Annotated in this window: 20 protein-coding genes, 3 tRNA genes and 1 other RNA gene; 18 read left to right on the forward strand and 6 right to left on the reverse strand. The window is 56.9% G+C overall.

Annotated elements, in window-relative coordinates:
• Positions 1–2 precede the first annotated feature (2 nt).
• From cydB to AC0T7J_RS08190, 14 genes are all read left to right on the forward strand, one after another.
• Positions 3–1,142, forward strand: a complete 1,140-nt coding sequence (cydB, locus tag AC0T7J_RS08125) for a cytochrome d ubiquinol oxidase subunit II (RefSeq protein ID WP_473793376.1) — start codon at positions 3–5, stop codon at positions 1,140–1,142.
• Positions 1,143–1,157: 15 nt separating this feature from the next.
• The gene (gene cydX, locus AC0T7J_RS08130) at positions 1,158–1,262 is read left to right on the forward strand and encodes a cytochrome bd-I oxidase subunit CydX (RefSeq protein WP_010260755.1); all 105 of its coding nucleotides are present in this window, start codon (positions 1,158–1,160) and stop codon (positions 1,260–1,262) included.
• On the forward strand, positions 1,262–1,555 hold the full coding sequence (gene ybgE, locus AC0T7J_RS08135; protein ID WP_473793379.1) for a cyd operon protein YbgE: 294 nt from the start codon (positions 1,262–1,264) through the stop codon (positions 1,553–1,555). Before cydX ends, ybgE begins: the two co-directional genes overlap by 1 nt.
• Before the next feature lie 178 nt (positions 1,556–1,733).
• Positions 1,734–2,138, forward strand: coding sequence for a tol-pal system-associated acyl-CoA thioesterase (gene ybgC / locus AC0T7J_RS08140; RefSeq protein WP_010260759.1), 405 nt, complete (start codon positions 1,734–1,736; stop codon positions 2,136–2,138).
• Positions 2,135–2,821 carry a Tol-Pal system protein TolQ gene (gene tolQ, locus AC0T7J_RS08145; RefSeq protein WP_010260762.1) on the forward strand — a complete coding sequence of 229 codons (687 nt, stop codon included), beginning with the start codon at positions 2,135–2,137 and terminating at the stop codon, positions 2,819–2,821. The genes ybgC and tolQ overlap by 4 nt, the downstream gene beginning before the upstream one ends.
• A 13-nt stretch (positions 2,822–2,834) precedes the next feature.
• Positions 2,835–3,263, forward strand: a complete 429-nt coding sequence (gene tolR / locus AC0T7J_RS08150) for a colicin uptake protein TolR (RefSeq protein WP_010260764.1) — start codon at positions 2,835–2,837, stop codon at positions 3,261–3,263.
• A gap of 27 nt (positions 3,264–3,290) precedes the next feature.
• Complete coding sequence (gene tolA, locus AC0T7J_RS08155) at positions 3,291–4,574, forward strand: cell envelope integrity protein TolA (protein WP_473793381.1); 1,284 nt, start codon at positions 3,291–3,293, stop codon at positions 4,572–4,574.
• A gap of 115 nt (positions 4,575–4,689) precedes the next feature.
• The gene (gene tolB / locus AC0T7J_RS08160; protein WP_010260769.1) at positions 4,690–5,985 is read left to right on the forward strand and encodes a Tol-Pal system beta propeller repeat protein TolB; all 1,296 of its coding nucleotides are present in this window, start codon (positions 4,690–4,692) and stop codon (positions 5,983–5,985) included.
• A 51-nt stretch (positions 5,986–6,036) separates the two neighbouring features.
• Complete coding sequence (gene pal, locus AC0T7J_RS08165; protein ID WP_010260771.1) at positions 6,037–6,567, forward strand: peptidoglycan-associated lipoprotein Pal; 531 nt, start codon at positions 6,037–6,039, stop codon at positions 6,565–6,567.
• Positions 6,568–6,576: 9 nt separating this feature from the next.
• On the forward strand, positions 6,577–7,371 hold the full coding sequence (gene cpoB, locus AC0T7J_RS08170) for a cell division protein CpoB (RefSeq protein ID WP_473793383.1): 795 nt from the start codon (positions 6,577–6,579) through the stop codon (positions 7,369–7,371).
• Positions 7,372–7,535: 164 nt separating this feature from the next.
• Positions 7,536–7,611, forward strand: a tRNA-Lys gene (locus AC0T7J_RS08175).
• Positions 7,612–7,681: 70 nt separating this feature from the next.
• Positions 7,682–7,757, forward strand: a tRNA-Lys gene (locus tag AC0T7J_RS08180).
• Positions 7,758–7,804: 47 nt separating this feature from the next.
• Positions 7,805–7,880, forward strand: a tRNA-Lys gene (locus tag AC0T7J_RS08185).
• A gap of 43 nt (positions 7,881–7,923) precedes the next feature.
• A non-coding RNA gene (locus AC0T7J_RS08190) (RtT sRNA) lies at positions 7,924–8,057 on the forward strand.
• 364 nt (positions 8,058–8,421) lie between these two features.
• On the opposite strand, the gene AC0T7J_RS08195 is transcribed toward AC0T7J_RS08190, so the two are convergent.
• Positions 8,422–9,897, reverse strand: coding sequence for an AlkA N-terminal domain-containing protein (locus AC0T7J_RS08195; protein ID WP_086905433.1), 1,476 nt, complete (start codon positions 9,895–9,897; stop codon positions 8,422–8,424).
• 158 nt (positions 9,898–10,055) lie between these two features.
• Here AC0T7J_RS08195 and AC0T7J_RS08200 point away from each other — a divergent pair, with 158 nt between their 5' ends.
• The 3 genes from AC0T7J_RS08200 (at position 10,056) to pnuC (ending at position 12,533) form a co-directional block, all read left to right on the forward strand.
• Positions 10,056–10,598 (forward strand): methylated-DNA--[protein]-cysteine S-methyltransferase, encoded by a 543-nt coding sequence (locus AC0T7J_RS08200; RefSeq protein ID WP_473793386.1) that lies wholly within the window; start codon positions 10,056–10,058, stop codon positions 10,596–10,598.
• Positions 10,599–10,724: 126 nt separating this feature from the next.
• Positions 10,725–11,786, forward strand: a complete 1,062-nt coding sequence (gene nadA, locus AC0T7J_RS08205) for a quinolinate synthase NadA (protein WP_473793387.1) — start codon at positions 10,725–10,727, stop codon at positions 11,784–11,786.
• A gap of 24 nt (positions 11,787–11,810) precedes the next feature.
• A complete protein-coding gene (gene pnuC / locus AC0T7J_RS08210; RefSeq protein ID WP_010260155.1) occupies positions 11,811–12,533 on the forward strand; it encodes a nicotinamide riboside transporter PnuC in 723 nt (240 codons plus the stop codon).
• On the opposite strand, the gene zitB is transcribed toward pnuC, so the two are convergent.
• The 4 genes from zitB to AC0T7J_RS08230 all read right to left on the reverse strand — a co-directional run bounded on the left by zitB (position 12,527) and on the right by AC0T7J_RS08230 (position 17,589).
• Positions 12,527–13,510, reverse strand: a complete 984-nt coding sequence (gene zitB / locus AC0T7J_RS08215) for a CDF family zinc transporter ZitB (RefSeq protein ID WP_473793389.1) — start codon at positions 13,508–13,510, stop codon at positions 12,527–12,529. The genes pnuC and zitB overlap by 7 nt on opposite strands.
• The gene (locus tag AC0T7J_RS08220; RefSeq protein ID WP_473793967.1) at positions 13,488–16,532 is read right to left on the reverse strand and encodes a hybrid sensor histidine kinase/response regulator; all 3,045 of its coding nucleotides are present in this window, start codon (positions 16,530–16,532) and stop codon (positions 13,488–13,490) included. Before AC0T7J_RS08220 ends, zitB begins: the two co-directional genes overlap by 23 nt.
• Before the next feature lie 14 nt (positions 16,533–16,546).
• Positions 16,547–17,128 carry a response regulator gene (locus AC0T7J_RS08225; RefSeq protein WP_473793391.1) on the reverse strand — a complete coding sequence of 194 codons (582 nt, stop codon included), beginning with the start codon at positions 17,126–17,128 and terminating at the stop codon, positions 16,547–16,549.
• Positions 17,129–17,226: 98 nt separating this feature from the next.
• The gene (locus AC0T7J_RS08230; protein WP_473793393.1) at positions 17,227–17,589 is read right to left on the reverse strand and encodes a YbgS-like family protein; all 363 of its coding nucleotides are present in this window, start codon (positions 17,587–17,589) and stop codon (positions 17,227–17,229) included.
• Between the two features lie 287 nt (positions 17,590–17,876).
• Here AC0T7J_RS08230 and aroG point away from each other — a divergent pair, with 287 nt between their 5' ends.
• Positions 17,877–18,929 carry a 3-deoxy-7-phosphoheptulonate synthase AroG gene (gene aroG / locus AC0T7J_RS08235; protein ID WP_010669658.1) on the forward strand — a complete coding sequence of 351 codons (1,053 nt, stop codon included), beginning with the start codon at positions 17,877–17,879 and terminating at the stop codon, positions 18,927–18,929.
• Between the two features lie 170 nt (positions 18,930–19,099).
• Here aroG and gpmA read toward each other — a convergent pair whose 3' ends face one another.
• A complete protein-coding gene (gpmA, locus tag AC0T7J_RS08240; protein WP_003851893.1) occupies positions 19,100–19,852 on the reverse strand; it encodes a 2,3-diphosphoglycerate-dependent phosphoglycerate mutase in 753 nt (250 codons plus the stop codon).
• Positions 19,853–19,925: the final 73 nt, after the last annotated feature.

The raw sequence follows: 19,925 nt of genomic DNA on the forward strand, positions 1-19,925 counted from the left end.
CCATGTTTGATTATGAAGTTCTGCGCTTTGTCTGGTGGCTGTTGATTGGCGTACTGCTGATTGGCTTTGCCGTCGCAGATGGTTTTGATATGGGTGTCGGGATGCTGACGCGCATTCTGGGCCGGAATGATACGGAACGTCGCATCATGATTAACAGTATCGCCCCCCACTGGGACGGTAACCAGGTCTGGCTGATCACCGCGGGTGGCGCGCTGTTTGCCGCCTGGCCGATGGTCTACGCGGCAGCCTTCTCTGGCTTCTACGTAGCGATGATTCTGGTGCTCGCGTCGCTGTTCTTCCGTCCGGTTGGCTTCGATTACCGTTCTAAGATTGAAGACAATCGCTGGCGCGGTGCCTGGGACTGGGGCATTTTCATTGGCAGCTTCGTGCCGCCGCTGGTGATTGGCGTAGCGTTTGGCAACCTGTTACAGGGCGTGCCGTTCCATGCCGATGAGTATCTGCGCCTGTTCTACACCGGAAACTTCTTCCAGCTGCTGAATCCGTTTGGGCTGCTGGCGGGTGTGGTCAGTGTGGCGATGATTCTGGCGCAGGGTGCAACCTATCTGCAGATGCGCACTACCGGCGAACTGCATCTGCGTTCACGCACCGCAGCACAACTTGCCGCCCTGGTGATGATGGTCTGCTTTATCCTGGCGGGCGTCTGGGTGAAATATGGTATCGATGGTTATGTGGTGACCAGCACCATGGATCACTTCGCTGCGTCTAACCCACTGGGCAAAACCGTGGTGCGCGAAGCAGGTGCCTGGATGGTCAACTTCCAGAACCATCCTGTGCTGTGGCTGTTCCCGCTGCTGGGCGCTGCGCTGCCGCTGCTGACCATACTCTGCTCGCGGGTTGAGAAGGGTGCCTGGGCGTTCCTGTTCTCCTCACTGACGCTGGCCTGCGTCATCATGACAGCCGGCATTGCGATGTTCCCGTTCATCATGCCATCCAGCACGGTGCCGGGTGTGAGCCTGACCATGTGGGACGCAACGTCCAGCCTGCTGACGCTGCAAACCATGACCGTTGCCGCCGCTATCTTTGTGCCGATCATCCTGGCCTACACCACCTGGTGTTACTGGAAGATGTTTGGTCGTATCACCAAAGAGCATATTGAAAGCAACAGTCACTCACTCTATTAATTAAGGAGACGTCGCATGTGGTATTTTGCCTGGATTCTCGGCACGTTGCTGGCCTGTGCCTTTGGTATCGTGACCGCGCTGGCGATTGAGCACATTGAAGCGCAGGATGAGCCTCACTGATGCGAACGCCAATTCGGATGCTGTATGATCTGATGGATAAGGGCCCGTTACGGGCCCTTTCACTGCTGCTGGCGCTGCTGACCGCAGGCGGCGTGATGTGGGATCCGACACGCTTCGCCAACCAGGCTGGCCAGTTACCGGCTCTGCAGGGGCTGGTGCTGATCTGGGCGGTCTGCAGTGGGGTGATCCACGGTGTGGGCTTCCGGCCACAGCAAACCCGATGGCAGGCGCTGTTTACCCCGTTACCCGCCATGCTGGTGCTATTTATTGCGCTTTACCGTTTTTATCTTTAAGACCCCGCCTCATCGGCGCTGGCAGTGAATTTTTGTCAGCGTCTGGTCAATTAATCTCCCTGAAATCGTTCCGTTTGTTACGGAGTGATAATTATTTTCGCCTGGCTCTGACGAGCCATTCCCAACCCCAATTCTCTTGCGTATAGTAACAACGTTTAAAACGAGGCCGGGATGTAGAGTGAGTACAACGCTGTTTCGCTGGCCGGTTCGGGTCTACTACGAAGATACTGATGCCGGTGGTGTGGTTTATCACGCCAGCTATATCGCTTTTTATGAACGAGCACGTACTGAAATGTTGCGACAGCATCATTTCAATCAGCAGACGCTGTTAGAACAGCAGATCGCTTTTGTGGTACGGCGTATATCGGTGGACTATCTGGCGGCGGCGCGTCTTGATGACCTTCTGGAGATCCAGAGCGAGGTCACATCAATGACACGGGCTACCATGACGTTCACGCAGCGTATCGTGAATACTGAAGGCAAAGTGCTCAATGAGGCAGAAGTCCTGATTGCCTGCATTAACCCACATCTGATGAAGCCGATTGCGCTTCCCAAGTCTATTGTCGCGGAGTTCAAGCAGTGACTGACATGAACATTCTTGATTTGTTCCTGAAGGCGAGCCTTCTGGTCAAACTTATCATGTTGATTTTGATCGGCTTTTCTATTGCCTCCTGGGCCATCATTATTCAGCGCACACGTATTCTGAATGCGGCGGGAAGAGAAGCGGAGGCGTTTGAAGACAAATTCTGGTCCGGCATCGAACTCTCGCGCCTCTATCAGGAGAGCCAGGAGCGCCGGGAAGAGCTGGGCGGTTCGGAGCAGATTTTCTATTCCGGCTTCAAAGAGTTCGCCCGCCTGCATCGCGCCAACAGCCATGCGCCGGAAGCGGTCATTGATGGTGCCAGCCGTGCGATGCGTATCTCAATGAACCGTGAGCTGGAAGCGCTGGAAAACCATATCCCGTTCCTCGGTACCGTCGGGTCTATCAGCCCTTATATCGGACTGTTCGGCACCGTCTGGGGGATCATGCACGCCTTTATCGCACTGGGTGCGGTGAAGCAGGCAACCCTGCAGATGGTTGCACCGGGTATCGCTGAAGCGTTGATTGCGACCGCTATCGGTCTGTTTGCCGCGATTCCGGCGGTGATGGCGTACAACCGTCTGAATCAGCGCGTGAACAAACTGGAGCAGGGCTACGACAACTTCATGGAAGAGTTCACTGCCATTCTGCATCGCCAGGCTTTCTCCAGCGATAGCGCTAAGTAAATAGAGGTTAATGATGGCCAGAGTACGTGGTCGCAAACGCCGCGACCTGAAGTCGGAAATCAACATCGTTCCGCTACTGGACGTCCTGTTGGTGCTGTTGCTGATCTTCATGGCAACGGCGCCCATTATTACCCAGAGCGTGGAAGTGGATCTGCCTGATGCGACCGATTCGAAAACCGTTGCCAGCGATGATAATCCGCCGGTGATTGTCGAAGTGGCGGGCGTGGGTCAGTACAGCCTGGTCGTGGATCACGATCGTATGGATCAACTTCCGCCAGAGCAGGTAATCAGCGAAGCGCAGCGTCGGCTGGAAGCGAATCCTAAGACGGTCTTTTTGATCGGGGGCGCGAAAGAGGTGCCTTACGATGAAATTATTAAAGCGCTCAACCTGCTGCACCAGGCGGGTGTTAAATCTGTCGGTTTGATGACGCAGCCGATTTAAAATCGAACCGTTTTTTGGGAACCGAGTGTGTCGAAGGCAACCGAGCAAAACGAGAAGTTAAAGCGCGCGATAATCATTTCGGTGATTCTGCATATCGTGCTGATCGCGCTGCTGATTTGGAGCTCGTTTAATGAGCACATTGACGCCAGCAGTGCGGGTGGTGGAGGCAGTGATATTGATGCAGTGATGGTCGATCCCGGTGCCGTCGTGAGTCAATACAATCGTCAGCAGAACCAGCAAAGTGACAGCCAGCGGGCTGAGCAGCAGCGTAAAAAGCAGGCGCAGCAGCAGGCTGAAGAGCTGCAACAGAAACAGGCTGCTGAACAGCAGCGTCTGAAAGCGCTGGAAAAAGAGCGTTTAGCCGCGCAGGAAACCGCGAAAGAAGAGGCGAAACAGCAGGCTGAGCAGCAGAAAGCCGCCGAAGACGCGGCTAAGCAGGCGCAGGAGCAGCAAAAAACGGCGGAAGCGGCGGCTGCCAAAGCCAAAGCGGATGCAAAAGCCCAGGCAGATGCGCAGGCAAAAGCCGCGGCTGAGCAGGCTAAACAGGCCGCAGCCGAAGCAAAGAAGCAGGCTGATCAGCAGGCGAAAGCCGCCGCTGCCGCTGCCGCAAAAGAGAAAGCCGTTGCGGAAGCGAAGGCAAAGTCTGAAGCAGATGCGAAAGCGGCGGCTCAGGCCAAAGTGAAAGCGGCGGCGGATGCCAAAGCCAAAGCGGCTGAAGAGGCTAAAGAAAAAGCAGCTGAGGCCAAAGAAAAAGCCGCAGAAGCAGCAAAAGAGAAAGCGGAAGCGGCTAAAGAGGCCGCCAAAGAGAAGGCGGAAGCTGCCGCGAAAGCGAAAGCCGATGCCGCGGCGAAAGCCAAAGCCAAAGCCGATGCTGCAGCGAAGGCCAAAGCCGATGCTAAAGCGAAAGCCGCCGCCGATGCTGCCAACGACAGCGATGTCGATGATTTGCTGGGTGGACTCGCTTCCGGTAAAAATGCACCGAAAAGCGGCACCTCTGGCGGCGCGGCAGGGCAGGGAAACCAGAAGAAAGCGGGTGCATCAGGCGCGGAAATCAACTCCTACATGGGTCAGGTTGTGAGTGCGATTCAGAGCCGATTCTATGATGCGGATCTGTATCGCGGAAAAACCTGTGATTTGCGGATTAAACTTGCGCCTGATGGCTTGTTGATTGATGTTAAGTCAGAAGGGGGCGATCCCGCGCTCTGTCAGGCCGCGATTGCTGCCGCCAGACAGGCACGTATTCCGAAGCCGCCTTCGCAGGCGGTCTACGAAGTGTTTAAAAACGCCCCAATGCGTTTTAAACCGCAATAATGCAGTAACGGGCGGCAAGTTGATCTATGTTTAGCGTGCCGTACTTAAGTTGTACTCGTGGTTTCCAGGAACAGTGCCAATTATCGTGGACTGAGGTTCAGATAAGGGAGATAAAATGAAGCAAGCTCTTCGCGTTACGTTAGGCTTTTTTATCCTGCTGTGGGCAGCCATGCTGCATGCAGAAGTTCGAATTGAGATCACCCAGGGTGTCAACACTGCGCGCCCGATTGGCGTGGTGCCGTTTAAATGGGCCGGTGCTGGCGCAGCGCCGGAAGATATCGGCGGCATCGTTGCAGCTGACCTGCGCAACAGTGGCAAATTTAATCCACTGGATCGCTCGCGTCTGCCACAGCAGCCTGCCAGCGCGCAGGAAGTTCAGCCTGCCGCGTGGAGTGCACTCGGCATTGATGCCGTGGTCGTCGGTCAGGTCGCGTCTAACCCGGATGGCAGCTATCAGGTTTCGTACCAGCTGGTCGACACTGGCGGTGCACCCGGTACTGTGCTGGCACAAAACAGCTATAAAGTGACGAAGCAGTGGCTGCGTTATGCCGCTCACACGGCCAGTGACGAAACGTTCCTGAAGCTGACGGGTATCAAGGGCGCTTTCCGTACCCGTATCGCTTATGTGGTGCAGACCAACGGCGGGCAGTTCCCGTATGAACTGCGCGTTGCTGACTACGATGGTTACAACCAGTTTGTCGTGCATCGTTCACCACAGCCTCTGATGTCGCCAGCCTGGTCTCCGGATGGCAGCAAAGTGGCTTACGTGACCTTTGAAAGCGGCAAATCTGCGCTGGTGGTTCAGACGCTGTCGAACGGCGCTATCCGTCAGATCGCCTCCTATCCACGTCACAACGGCGCCCCAGCGTTCTCGCCGGATGGCTCTAAGCTGGCGTTTGCGCTCTCTAAAACCGGCAGCCTGAACCTCTATGTGATGGATCTGGCCTCAGGTCAGACGCGTCAGATTACCGATGGTCGCTATAACAGCACCGAACCGACCTGGTTCCCGGACAGCCAGACGCTGGCTTACACCTCCGATCAGGCTGGTGCTCCACAAATCTACAAAGTCGGACTTAACGGTGGCGCGCCACAACGTATTACCTGGGAAGGCGGTCAGAACCAGGATGCGGATGTCGCAACAGATGGTAAGTCTATGGTGATGATTAGCACCAACGGTGGTGCTCAACACGTCGCCAAACAGGATCTGGAAACGGGAGCCGTTCAAACGTTAACGGACACGTTCCTGGATGAAACGCCGAGCCTGGCACCCAATGGCACAATGGTAATCTACAGCTCTACTCAGGGTATGGGTTCCGTGTTGCAGTTGGTTTCTACCGACGGCCGTTTCAAAGCGCGTCTTCCGGCAACTGATGGCCAGGTAAAATTTCCTGCCTGGTCGCCGTATCTGTAATGTCTGACAATTCAGACATCACAAACAATAAACAATAATGGGATTTTTGAAATGCAACTGAACAAAGTGCTGAAGGGTTTGATGCTGGCTCTGCCGGTTCTGGCAGTAGCGGCTTGTAGCTCACACAAGAACAACAACAATGACCAGACTGGCATGGGCGCTGATGGCGGCGCTTACGGTGCAAATTCTGGCATGAACGGCAACGGCGGCAACATGTCTTCTGACGAGCAGGCTCGTCTGCAGATGCAGCAGCTGCAGCAGAACAACATCGTGTACTTCGGCCTGGACAAGTATGACGTTCAGTCTGATTACGCACAGATGCTGGATCAGCATGCAACCTTCCTGCGCAGCAACCCGTCATACAAAGTGACCATCGAAGGTCATGCGGATGAGCGCGGTACGCCGGAATACAACATCGCCCTGGGCGAACGTCGTGCTAACGCGGTTAAAATGTACCTGCAGGGCAAAGGCGTGTCGGCTGATCAGATGTCTATCGTATCTTACGGTAAAGAGAAGCCAGCCGTTCTGGGTCATGACGAAGCAGCGTATTCTAAAAACCGTCGTGCCGTTCTGGTCTACTAAGAGAATCACATGGTTAGTAACTTCAGACATCATCTGTTGAGTCTGTCGTTACTGATTGGCGTAGCGGCCCCCTGGGCCGCTAATGCCCAAGCGTCAATCAGTAGCGTTGGCTCCGGCTCGGTCGAAGACCGTGTCACCACTCTTGAACGAATTTCTAATGCCCAGGCACAGCTGATGCAGCAATTGCAGCAGCAGATGAGCGATAACCAGCGTGATATCGACGCGCTGCGTGGGCAAATCCAGCAAAACACGTATCAGTTGAATCAGGTGGTTGAGCGGCAGAAGCAGCTTTACCAGCAGATTGACAGCCTGAGCAGCGCCAGCACCAGCGGCGGTCAGCAGGCAACTGGCAGTAATGCCGCAGCGGATACCGGCGCAGCAGCAACCGCAGGCGCGGCAGCATCAACGGATAGCGCACCTGCGCAGACCGGTGACGCTAACAGCGATTACAATGCGGCTGTGGCGCTGATTCTGGAGAAGAAACAGTATGACCAGGCGATCAGCGCGCTCCAGGCGTGGGTAAAGCGTTACCCGGATTCGACCTATCAGCCGAACGCCAATTACTGGCTGGGACAGCTGAACTATAACAAAGGCAAAAAGGACGACGCGGCTTACTATTACGCCACGGTAGTGAAAAACTATCCGAAGTCGCCGAAAGCTGCAGAAGCGTTGTTGAAAGTGGGCGTCATCATGCAGGAGAAAAAAGACACAGCGAAAGCTAAAGCGGTCTTCCAGCAGGTGATCAAACTTTATCCAGACACCGAATCTGCTAAACAGGCGCAAAAACGTCTGACAAGTCTGTAATCTGTACGGTTCAGGCCAGATATCGTGTGATTTCTGGTCTTGCCGTATGAAAGGTAAGCAACTGAAGCATTTAGCAGAAATAAGAGTTGCGCTACCCCGCTAAATCAGTAATATATGCCGCCGTTGCCGGGACACATTGCAAAGTGTCTGGTAAGCCTGAAGATGGGTCGTTAGCTCAGTTGGTAGAGCAGTTGACTTTTAATCAATTGGTCGCAGGTTCGAATCCTGCACGACCCACCATCTTCCTCAGACGCGCTTTTACCGCGCAGTTTTAAGAAGAACACTTCAGCATTGCTTCACAACCTAAGATGGGTCGTTAGCTCAGTTGGTAGAGCAGTTGACTTTTAATCAATTGGTCGCAGGTTCGAATCCTGCACGACCCACCATCTTATCTCAGCCGCCCTGGCGTGTTGAACGGTTGTAAGCCCCCAGCGGGTCGTTAGCTCAGTTGGTAGAGCAGTTGACTTTTAATCAATTGGTCGCAGGTTCGAATCCTGCACGACCCACCAATTAAGAAAGAAGCGCCCTCAGGGCGCTTTTTTCGTTTCTGCGGCATGGCGTTTCTCGTGCAGGGTGAGAACCTGCAGCAGGTTCGACTGAATCGCCTGGCGATTCAGGCTGATGCGACAGCATCACCCGAAGGGCGAGGCCCCGGATGGGCCGAGGCAATCCTGCACGACCCACCAATTAAGAAAGAAGCGCCCTCAGGGCGCTTTTTTCGTTTCTGCGGTATCTGATTACTTTTTCAAAGCAAAACGTGATTGGTTTTTAAAGTTGTCGATGAAGTTTGCCGCAAGCCGCTGTGAGATCGAGCCTGCGCAGAGAACAGGGTCAGATCGGAAAGACGCTAAAGCCAATCCCTGACCTGCTCGGGCCGCGCGATTACGCACCTCATCCCTGAGGTGCGCCCGTAGCCGGGCCAACGCTCTGCGTTGTTCAAAAACGCTCCCGGCGTTTTTATCCGGGCGGCGGGACGCTTTCCTCTTCCGACCCTTTTCCCTGCGCGTAGAGCTTCTGTATTGCTGGCAGATTTGCCCCCCAGTCTCGCCGTCACGGCTTTTTCTTTGCCTTTGCCACTGCCAGGCTCTCCCAGATATGCATCACCGCATAGCTGCGCCAGGGACGCCATGACTGCGATCGCGCCTCCGCTTCTTTCGATGACATGCCGCCCAGGTTATTCCGGATGGCAATATCCTCTTTGGGAAAGGCATCCGGCCAGCGCAGGGCGCGCATCGCGATATAGTGCGCGGTCCAGGGACCAATGCCCGGCAGGCTGATCAGTTTTTTGATGACCTCGTCTGGCGCCTGAGCGGCGCTGAGACGCAGATCTCCGCTGGCGCAGGCATTTGCAAAGGCGATGATGGCGCGGGAGCGGGCGGCACTGACAATCCCCATCGGCGCGACATCGTCTACCGTCAGTCCGGCGATGCGTTCAGGATGGGCGGTGTAGCGGGTCAGATCGGCGAACGGCGTCTCACAGGGTTCGCCAAAGGCGGCGGCAAAACGGCTGCTGACCGTGGTGGCCGCTTTGACCGTCACCTGCTGGCCGATAATGGCGCGTACGCCCAGCTCAAAGGCGTCGAATGCGCCAGGCACACGCAGACCCGGATGCGAGATCAGGCTGGGTGCCAGCAGTGGGTCCTGCGCCAGACAGGCGGCGATACGCTGCGGCTGTGCGTCGAGATCGAACAGATCGCGCAGACGGCGCAGCAGCAGAGGCAGAACCGGCGTCAGCGAGGTTGAGAGCGTCACCTGCAGCGCATTCTTTTGCGGCAGATGCGAAACAGAGACCCAGCCCCGGCAGCGGCCCAGCACCACGGTGCGTCGCCAGCTGCCATCTTCCACCGCCTCGACCTCTTTCATCAGATGCGTCTGTAAAAACCAGAGCATCGCCGCCCAGTCGTAGGGAGGGCGATAGGCCAGCCGCAGCGTCACGCGGTCGCCGGGCTGCGCACACTGAGTGCCCGTATCGTCTCTGCGCAGCGCGCCTGGCGTCATGCGGTAACGCGCCTGAAAGACATCATTAAAGCGCCGCAGGCTGCCAAAGCCGCTGGCATAGGCAACGTCAATAATCGGCAGCCGGGTTTCGGTCAGCAGCTGTTTAGCCAGCAGCATGCGCCGCGTCTGCTTCAGCTCCAGCGGCGAGACACCCAGCTCCTGCTGCACGATACGGCGTAGCTGACGCAGGCTGATACCGAATTCAGCGGCAATCGCCTCCAGTCCTTCACGTTCCTCCAGCATGCCTTCCTCGATACGCTGAACCAGTCGCTCCGCCACACGGTGCGGCTGATCAACCGGCGCATTACCGGGTGCCAGTTCGGGCCGACAGCGCAGGCAGGGGCGAAAGCGGGCTTTCTCCGCCGCTTCGGCGCTGCTGAAGAAAAGGCAGTTCTTCTGCATAGGTGCTTTGACCGGGCAGACCGGACGACAATAGATACCGGTTGAGGTCACACCAACAAAGAAAACGCCGTCAAAGCGGGTATCACGAGAGGTCAGCGCCTGATAGGCAATGTCGGGATCGAGCATGGCAGTTCTCCGGTAAATAAGCGCAGCCTACACCGGTGAATCCCGGCAGACTGGCTGTTTTCGGACAGCACAACAGTTTATCGCCATGACCGAAAACAGCCAGTCAGGCTGATGAAAAGTGCGATAATAGGCGACAGAACCGTGACGGGAGAATCACCATGTACTACTTCAAACCGATAGTCACCCCGGTGGGTGAATTGAAACTGGTCGCCAGCGATAGCGGCCTGGCGGGTATTTTGTGGGAAAACGACGATCCGAAACGCACCCGGTTTTTGCCGCAAACGCGCGATGACGATCATCCCATTCTGATCGAAACTGAGCGTCAGCTCAGCGAGTACTTCACCGGTGCTCGTCGCTGCTTTGAACTGCCGCTCGATTTTGTCGGCACTGAGTTTCAGAAAAAAGTCTGGCAGGCGCTGGTGGCTATCCCGTTTGGTGAGACGCGCAGCTACAGCCAGATTGCGCGGGAGATCGGCCATCCGCTGGCGGTGCGAGCCGTCGGGGCGGCCAATGGGCGTAATCCGCTCTCGATTGTCGCACCGTGCCACCGCGTGATTGGGGCCAACGGCAAGCTGACTGGCTTTGCGGGCGGGCTGGATATCAAAGCCTTTCTGCTGGCACTGGAAGCGCCGCAAAAACCGCTGGTACTGGCAGATGAAACGCAGCCCGGCAGGATCGGCGCTGTGATGCAGACAGAATAAATATCGCACGACACAGCCAGGCTTTTCCGCTATCGTGTTTAGCATATAAAACAAGATGGCTGATTCGACGCCATAAGTCGCCAGAACAGGCGATTTTCGTTAATTAGACAAAACGAGAGCTGTGTCATGAGTGTGATGTTCGATCCTGAAAGCGCCGTTTATCCCTTTCCGGCCAAACCCGCCCGCCTGAGTGACGACGAGAAGGCGTTCTACCGTGAGAAAATTAAAGCGCTGCTGAAGGCGCGAAACGCAGTGATGGTGGCACACTACTACACCGATCCGGAAATTCAGGCGCTGGCAGAAGAGACGGGCGGCTGCGTTTCCGACTCGCTGGAGATGGCACGCTTTGGCAGCAACCATTCGGCGACGACACTACTGGTGGCGGGCGTGCGCTTTATGGGGGAAACCGCCAAAATCCTTAGCCCGGAGAAAACCGTCCTGATGCCGACACTGCAGGCGGAGTGCTCACTGGATCTCGGCTGCCCGATTGAAGAGTTTAACGCCTTTTGCGACGCCCATCCCGATCGCACCGTGGTGGTCTATGCCAATACCTCGGCGGCGGTAAAAGCGCGGGCCGACTGGGTGGTGACGTCAAGCATTGCGGTCGAGCTGATTGAGCACCTCGACAGTCTGGGCGAAAAAATTATCTGGGCGCCGGATCGCCATCTTGGTCGCTACGTTACCCAAAAATCGGGCGCGGACGTGCTCTGCTGGCAGGGTGCGTGCATTGTGCACGACGAGTTCAAAACCCAGGCGCTGCAGCGCATGAAAGCGCTCTATCCCGACGCGGCAGTGCTGGTGCATCCTGAGTCACCGCAGGCGATTGTCGATCAGGCGGATGCGGTCGGCTCGACCAGCCAGCTGATTCAGGCCGCCAAATCCCTGCCGCATCCGCAGATGATTGTGGCGACCGATCGCGGCATTTTCTACAAAATGCAGCAGGCGGTGCCGGATAAAGAGTTGCTTGAAGCGCCGACCGCCGGTGAAGGTGCCACCTGCCGCAGCTGTGCTCACTGTCCCTGGATGGCGATGAACGGCCTTAAAGCCATCGCAGAGGCGCTGGAGTCGGGTGGGGTGGAACATGAGATTCAGGTGGATGAGACGCTGCGTGAGGCGGCGTTACTGCCGCTTAATCGCATGCTATCCTTTGCAGCGGAACTTAAACTCAACGTGAAGGGAAACGCGTAAGCGTTTTTCGGACAGGTGCTCAGCATGGACTTCTTCAGCACACATAATATTCTGGTTCACATTCCTCTGGGTGCCGGAGGCTACGATCTCTCATGGATTGAGGCTATCGGCACCCTGGCGGGCTTACTCTGCATCTGGTTTGCCAGCCTGGAAAAAATCATCAACTATCCCTTTGGCCTGATTAACGTCACGCTGTTTGCGGTGATTTTCTTTCAGATCCAACTCTACGCCAGCCTGCTGCTGCAGCTCTTCTTTTTTGCCGCCAATATCTACGGCTGGTACGCCTGGAGTCGGCAAACCTCCGATCATCAGGCGGCGCTGAAAATCCGCTGGCTGCCGCTGCCTAAGGCGCTGGCCTGGACGGCGGGTTGTGTGATTGCGATTGCGCTGATGACCCTCTATATCGATCCGGTGTTTGCGCTGTTAACCCGTGCTGCCGTCACGCTGATGAACGGCCTTGGCCTGTCGGTGGCGATGCCCGCGCTGCAGCCGGATGCGTTCCCGTTCTGGGACTCCTGCATGATGGTGTTGTCGATTGCCGCGATGGTGCTGATGACGCGCAAATATGTCGAGAACTGGCTGCTGTGGGTCATCATCAATGTGATCAGCGTGATGATCTTCGCCCGTCAGGGCGTCTATGCGATGTCGCTGGAGTATGTGATTCTGACGCTGATTGCGCTGAACGGCTCACGCATGTGGATCCGCAGCGCGCGGCAACAGGGTTCCCGCGCGCTCTCGGCTCAGTGAGTGTGCACTTCGCCTTTAGCATGAGCATGCTCATGGTCGTGTGAATGGCTGTGACCATGGCCGGTGGCGGCAGCGCCGCTTAAGCCGAGTTCACACTCGGCACCGGCACAGGGCTGATACTCCATCTGCACAGTCGCATGTGCAATCTGATAGTGCTGGCGCAGATAGTCGTGGATACGATGCAGCAGCGCATCGTGATCGTAAGGCGGGATCACATGCGCATGCAGGGTCAGCAGCGGCTTTTCGCCCACCTGCCACAGATGCACATGGTGAACATTGCGCACCTCTGCAATGTTCAGGGTGAGATCCCGTATCAGCCGGTTCACATCCAGCGATCGCGGCGCCCCTTCCAGTAACTCCTGCAGACTCTCACGCAGCAGTGCCCAGGCGCTGCGCAGCACCAGCAGTGATACCAGCAACGAGAGAATCGGGTCGATGGGTGTCCAGCCGGTCAGCATAATAATCGCCGCCGCAACAATCGCTCCTACCGAGCCAAGCAGGTCGCCCATCACATGCAGCGCCGCGGCCCGTACGTTGAGATTCTTCTCTTCGCTGCCGTGATGCAGCAGCCAGAACGACAGAATATTGGCCAGCAGGCCGCCAATAGCTATCCCCAGCATCAGGCCGCCGGTCACCGGCTGCGGGTCGGCAAAGCGGCGCACCGCCTCCCAGACAATCAATGCGGTAATGCCCAGTAGCGCAATGGCGTTAACAAACGCGGCCAGCGTGGTCAGGCGCAGCAGGCCAAAGGTGTGGCGTGCATTGGGTTTACGGCGCGAGAACTGCACCGCCAGCAGAGCCATCAGCAGCGCGGCGGCATCGGTCAGCATATGCCCGGCGTCCGCCAGCAACGCCAGTGACCCCGAGAGCCAGCCGCCAGTCACTTCAGCCACCATAAAGACAACGGTCACCCCGAAGGCGGCCGCCAGACGCGTGCGATTGCTATCCTGCCCGCTATGAGTGTGGGTATGTGCCATAAGATTCCAGTTTTTTCAGTAACCTGTTTGCTAATAATATCAGTGATTGCCACGTCTCAGACGTGTCCTGATGCTGTTTTGCCTGCTCCGCCAGTTGCTGGCTGAGCAGCGCACCGTGCTCCAGTCCCACCAGTAACCAGCTTCCTTTCATCCGATGTGCCGCTTCGGCGAACGGTATCCACGCCTCGCGCTCGCGTGCTTCGCGCATCACGGCCAGATCCTGCGTCACTGTGCTGTGCAATGTCTGGCTCAGACGGCGGAGGAATTTCTCATTCTGCTGCGCCAGTTGCCACAGATTGTCATCCAGTGCCGCCAGCGGATCTGCCTGCCATTCCGCCAGCAGTGCACTGAGATCGGCTAACTGCACCGGTTTTATTAAGACCCGCTCCTGATCCTGAAGGGGGCGTGACAACAGCTGCGCGTCAGCGGAGCAAAGTACCCGCATCGCCTGACGCTTCCGCTGGCGGTCACGCCGACGCAATATCCGCAGCAGCAGCGTGCCGTCAGGGCGCGGCATCATCTGGTCGATAAACAGCAGGTCATAAGGCTGCTGCGCATCGGCTCGCAGCAGCGCGCGCCCCTGCTCAAAGATGTCCGCCTGAATTGCAAAACGCGACAACTGCTGCTGCATCACCAGCAGATTGGTCGGATGGTCATCAACAATCGCTACCCGCAGTTGTGGGAAGCCGGGCAGGGCGGTTTCGTCCACGTAGTTTGCTGGTGCGCAGACCTCCAGTGGCAGCGTCACGGTGACCTGGGTGCCGTGACCGGGTTCAGAGGCGAGCCGGATGTCGCCGCCCATCCGTTGCACCATTTCCCGGCAGATAAACAGCCCCAGGCCGCTGCCCTGCACCGAAACTGATTTACCGGACGGCGCCTGATACCAGGGATCAAACAGCTTCTGCTGTTCCGCTGGCGGAATGCCGCTGCCGCTGTCGCTCACCGTCAGAATCAACTGTTGTTGCTGTGCGGCCAGCGTCAGGCGAATCGCGCCGTGGCGGGTAAATTTCAGCGCATTGGTCATCAGGTTGTTGACCACCTGCTGCAGGCGATCGGCATCGATCATCACGGCATCAGGCAGCGGCGTCAGCGCCTCGACGATCAGATGCGGGCCGTTTTCGCGCATTAACGGATGATAAAAGTGCTGCTGCTGACTGAGCCACTGCGCCAGCGCCAGCGGACGGGGAGCCAGGGTAAAACTGTTGCTCTCGATGCGCGCATGATCCTGCAGATCATTCAGCAACGTCAGCAAAGATTGTGCGCTACTGTGCAGCAGCGTCAGGTTCTGGCTGCTGTGCTGCTGCTTTTCCAGCTCCAGCAGCCCGAGGATCGCCTGCATCGGCGTGCGCAGCTCATGGCTGACGGTCGCCAGGAACTGGCTCTTCATCGCATTAGCGTGCTCAGCCTGTTCACGCTGCTGACGCTCCCGACGCTGCTGCCAGTAGCGGCGTGCCAGCAGTAACAGCAGCAGTGCAATGGCCGCACCCGCCACCGCCAGCACCATCATCGGCAGCGAACGCATCACCATCACGCTGCCGGGCTGTGGCGGGGTTGACCAGCTGTCGCGCATCTGGCTCTGCGTGTCAGCCGGGATCTGCTGCAGCGCGCGATCCAGCAGGGTGCGCAGCACAGGCTGTTCAGGTGTCACGCCCAGCGCGATCGGCCAGGCGATGTCGCTGGCGGCAAAGGCGAGACGGATGCGTGCATCATCGCGGCTGGCGATACGCCAGCGGGCGGAGAGCACGTTATCGACCAGCGCGTCGATCTGCCCCTTTGCCAGCGCGTCATAGAGGCTATTACGATCGGCAAACTGCTGCGGCTGCAGATCCGCAGGCAGCAGACGCAGCGCCAGGTCATCCTGCAACACGCCGACCCGCTTGCCGCGCAGGTCGCGCCAGTGCGCCAGCGTATCGGGCTGGAGGCTGTAGATGCCCCACAGCGCGCGCCACACCGGCAGCGAGGTGCTCTGCATCGCATCGCCGTTCAGCGGCTGCATCAGCTGCAGCATCGCCTGCTGCTGGCCGATCAGCGTGTTTGCCTGACGCGGATTGCTGACCCACACCGGTTCAAACTGCAGGCCGGTGCTCTGAGCTATCGCTTTCAGCAAATCGACGCCATAGCCTCTGGCGGTCCCGCTGGCATCGCGATAACTCCAGGGATAGTTGTCAGGTTCGGCGGTGTAAGTAATCCGCGGATGATCGGCAATCCAGGCGCGTTCAGTGGGGCTGAGCATCAGGGTCTGCGTATCCTGATAGCGCGGCAGGGTACTGCTCCAGCGCGCCTGCAGCGTGTTCATCAGTTCTGCTGGCAGCTGACGCAGGCTCTGATTAATCCAGCTGATAAGCTCCGGATCGCGGGAGACCGCGCGCAGGTTGAGCTGTCCGGCCTCGATGTGTGAGGCGATCTGATAAATCTGGCCCTGTTGCAGTTGGCTCAGCAGAAAACCGGCGCTGGTTTCATCCGCTACCACATAATCATTTTGCTGATTCAGCAGGGTATAGAGCGCCTGCAGATCACTGCTGTAGCGTCGCCAGCTGTGGCGGGCCGCCAGCGCAGGTGGCAGTTGTGCCAGCGTGCTTTCGCTGATCGCCAGCTGGGCATTCTGGCTGTTAAACATCACGGCACGCTGGTTTTGCTGATTGCGGTAAACCCGAAGCGGGCTGCTGTACCAGTTATCGCTGCTCAGGGCACCGGCTGGCAGGGGGGAAATCCACATGCCAAGCGCAAAATCGATCTGGCCACTGTTCAGCGCCTGCATCAGATGCGGCTGATCGCTGTAGAGGTTGAGGCTGAACTGCGCGCCGGTCAGCTGGCGCAGCGCGGAAAGATAGTCGGCATTGATGCCATACAGGTCATTGCCGATGCGCATCGCCCAGGGGGCGTGGTTCTCCTCCAGCAGTCCAACACGCAGGATTTTGCCCTGCATGGTTTCCGCGTGCGTCACCGGCAGCATCATCGGCAGATTGATGCTGCTCACCGGACGTACCTCAGCCAGAACGGATCCGCACAGCAACAGCAGCATCAGCAGGAGAGTTCTCACTGCTGGGCCTTCCACAGGTCAGCCAGTTCCACCACCGAGCGGGCACCGGTTTTTTCCAGAATGTTCTTTTTATGGGTGCTGACCGTTTTGTTACTGATGTGCAACTGGGCGGCGATTTGCAGATTTGATAAGCCGCTGGCCAGCAGCGCCAGAATCTGACGCTCTTTGTGGGTCAGCGGGAGTTCCGGCTCATCATCCATCACCGGAAACGCCGTCTGACCGCCCAGCACCGCCAGGATGGCGCTGAGCAACTGCGCCATGCGCTGACTCTTCACCACATAACCGGCGGCACCCAACGCCTGGGCGCGACGCACATAGTGGCGGGTCTGCTGAGCAGAGTAGATCAATACCGGACAGTCGGGCCGGTGGATCTTCAGGCGACGCAGGAACTCCAGCCCATCGCTATCCGGCAGGCCAATATCCAGCACGATGATGTCCAGTGGTTGCTGAAGCAGGGGACGGGCGGCTTTTTCACTGCTGGCAGAGAGGAGCGTAACCGGAATGGGCGACTGGCTCAGTGCGGCTTCAAGTGCCACTTCAACCAGCGGATGATCGTCAATCAGAAGCAAAACGGCCATGAAGGATTTCCTGTAAATTTCACAGGATTAGCATAGCGGAAGAGTGGAGCAGAGGGGAGAAAAACCAGGAGAGCGTCAGCTCTCCTGGTTAAACAGAATTACTGGGTGGTGCCGTCGGTTTTGGTATCTACGTCACCGCCGCCCACTTTAGTCTGAACTTTTTTATTGATGTTCGGACATTTCCCATCTTTACACTGGGCGTTCTGGTCCATTTCGTTAGCAGACATATTACCATGGCTGGTGGTGCTGCCAGACGTTGCAGGATTCGTATCGTTGCCAGTGTTATTAATTTTGCTGTTATCAACTTTATTTGGCGGCAGATTCTCTTTCGCGCCGCCCGCTGCTGCGCCTGCACTGGCTGCCTGATTCGCTGTGCCGTTGTTGCTGCCCTCAGCCATTACCGCGCCGCTGCTCAGTGTCATTGCTGCTGTCAAAAAGAGTAAGGCAAACTTTTTCATCATTATGCTCCCGTTAATAAATGAAGGTGCTTTAAGCCCAGAGGTGCAATTTCGGGTAAGAAAATCCCGGACGAAATATAATTCGCCGGTTGGCTTAAACAGGGTGATTTAATCTGGTAAGCGGGACATTCAACAGTGCTTACCATTAAAAAGTCTAGTCGCTAACCTGATTAATGCAAATATCACCCGCACATTTAACCCGCAGCAGGAATTTACACCCCTGGCGCTTCGGGCTACATTGGGCAGGTTGTGTCCGGCGGGCGCCGGGCCAGAAATAATATGGAATCAGTATGAATTACCAGAACGATGACTTACGCATCAAAGAGATTAAAGAGCTGTTACCTCCGGTTGCGCTGCTCGAAAAATTCCCCGCGACCGATCGTGCTGCACAGACCGTTTCACAGGCCCGTCAGGCGATTCATCAGATCCTGCAGGGCAAGGACGATCGCCTGCTGGTGGTGATCGGCCCCTGTTCGATTCATGACACAGAAGCGGCGAAAGAGTATGCCGACCGCCTGCTGGCGCTGCGTGATGAGCTGAAAGGCGAGCTGGAAGTGGTGATGCGGGTCTATTTTGAGAAGCCGCGCACCACGGTGGGCTGGAAAGGGCTGATTAACGATCCGTATATGGATAACAGCTATCAGCTTAATGACGGTCTGCGTCTGGCGCGTAAGCTGCTGCTGGATATTAACGACAGCGGTTTACCGGCGGCGGGCGAGTTTCTGGATATGATTACCCCGCAATATGTGGCTGACCTGATGAGCTGGGGCGCGATTGGCGCGCGCACCACGGAATCTCAGGTTCACCGTGAGCTGGCGTCGGGTCTCTCCTGTCCGGTCGGCTTCAAAAACGGCACCGATGGCACCATTAAGGTGGCGATCGATGCGATTAACGCGGCGGGTTCGCCACACTGTTTCCTGTCAGTGACGAAGTATGGTCACTCCGCCATTGTGGAAACCAGCGGCAACGGTGACTGCCATATCATTCTGCGCGGCGGCAAAGAGCCGAACTATAGTGCGCAGCATGTTGCAGAGGTCAAAGAGGGCCTGGCAAAAGCGGGTCTGCCACAGCAGGTGATGATCGATTTCAGCCATGCCAACAGCAGCAAGCAGTTCCAGCGTCAGATGGTGGTGGCAGACGATGTCTCACAGCAGCTGATTAACGGTGAGCAGGCGATTGTCGGTGTGATGATCGAGAGTCATCTGGTGGAAGGCAACCAGAGCCTGGAGAGCGGCGAGCCGCTGGTCTATGGCAAAAGCGTTACCGACGCCTGTATCGGCTGGGAAGATACCGACAAGGTACTGCGTCAGCTGGCGGCAGCGGTTAAACAGCGCCGCGGCTGAGTGGGACGCTTTCCTCTTCTGACCGTGTTCCCTGCGCTTTGAGCTAATCAGTTGTTGCCAGGCTCATTGATCTCTTTATTCTGACAACGAACACAGTGCACAGCGTCGTACGCGCAGCCCAATAAAAAAGGCCAGACTTTCGTCTGGCCTTTTTGCATTTCAGCAAGAAATTACTTCGCTTTACCCTGATTCGCAACGGCTGCGGCTTTCGCGGCAATCTCGTCCTGGTCGCCCAGGTAGTAGCGTTTCAGCGGTTTGAAGTTTTCATCGAACTCATAGACCAGCGGTACGCCGGTAGGGATGTTCAGTTCGAGGATTTCATCTTCGCTCAGGTTATCCAGATATTTCACCAGCGCACGCAGTGAGTTGCCGTGTGCGGCAATGATCACTTTCTCACCGCTTTTGATGCGCGGCAGAATGGTGTCGTTCCAGTAAGGGATAACGCGGTCGATGGTCAGCGCCAGGCTTTCGGTAGTTGGCAGCTGCTCCGGGGTCAGTTTCGCGTAACGCGGATCATGGCCCGGGAAGCGCTCATCTGAACGATCCAGCTCTGGCGGAGTAACGGCAAAGCCGCGACGCCACTGCTTAACCTGCTCATCACCATATTTGGCAGCGGTTTCCGCTTTATCCAGACCCTGCAGCGCACCGTAGTGACGCTCGTTCAGACGCCAGGTTTTCTCAACCGGCAGCCAGGCCTGATCCAGCTCATCCAGCACATTCCACAGCGTGTGAATGGCACGCTTCAGTACGGAGGTGTAAGCGAAATCGAAAACAAAGCCCTCTTTTTTCAGCAGCTGACCTGCTGATTTGGCTTCGCCACGACCTTTCTCAGAAAGGTCAACATCATACCAACCGGTAAAGCGGTTTTCGTTGTTCCACTGGCTTTCGCCGTGTCGCACCAGAACCAGCTTAGTTACAGCCATAGCTTAACTCCTTAATACTGTGATGTTTCTGTGAGATTGGAAACCTGCTGCTGCCCGCCTGACACGCGAGCTG

The organism is Pantoea sp. E956-1 (assembly GCF_982223955.1).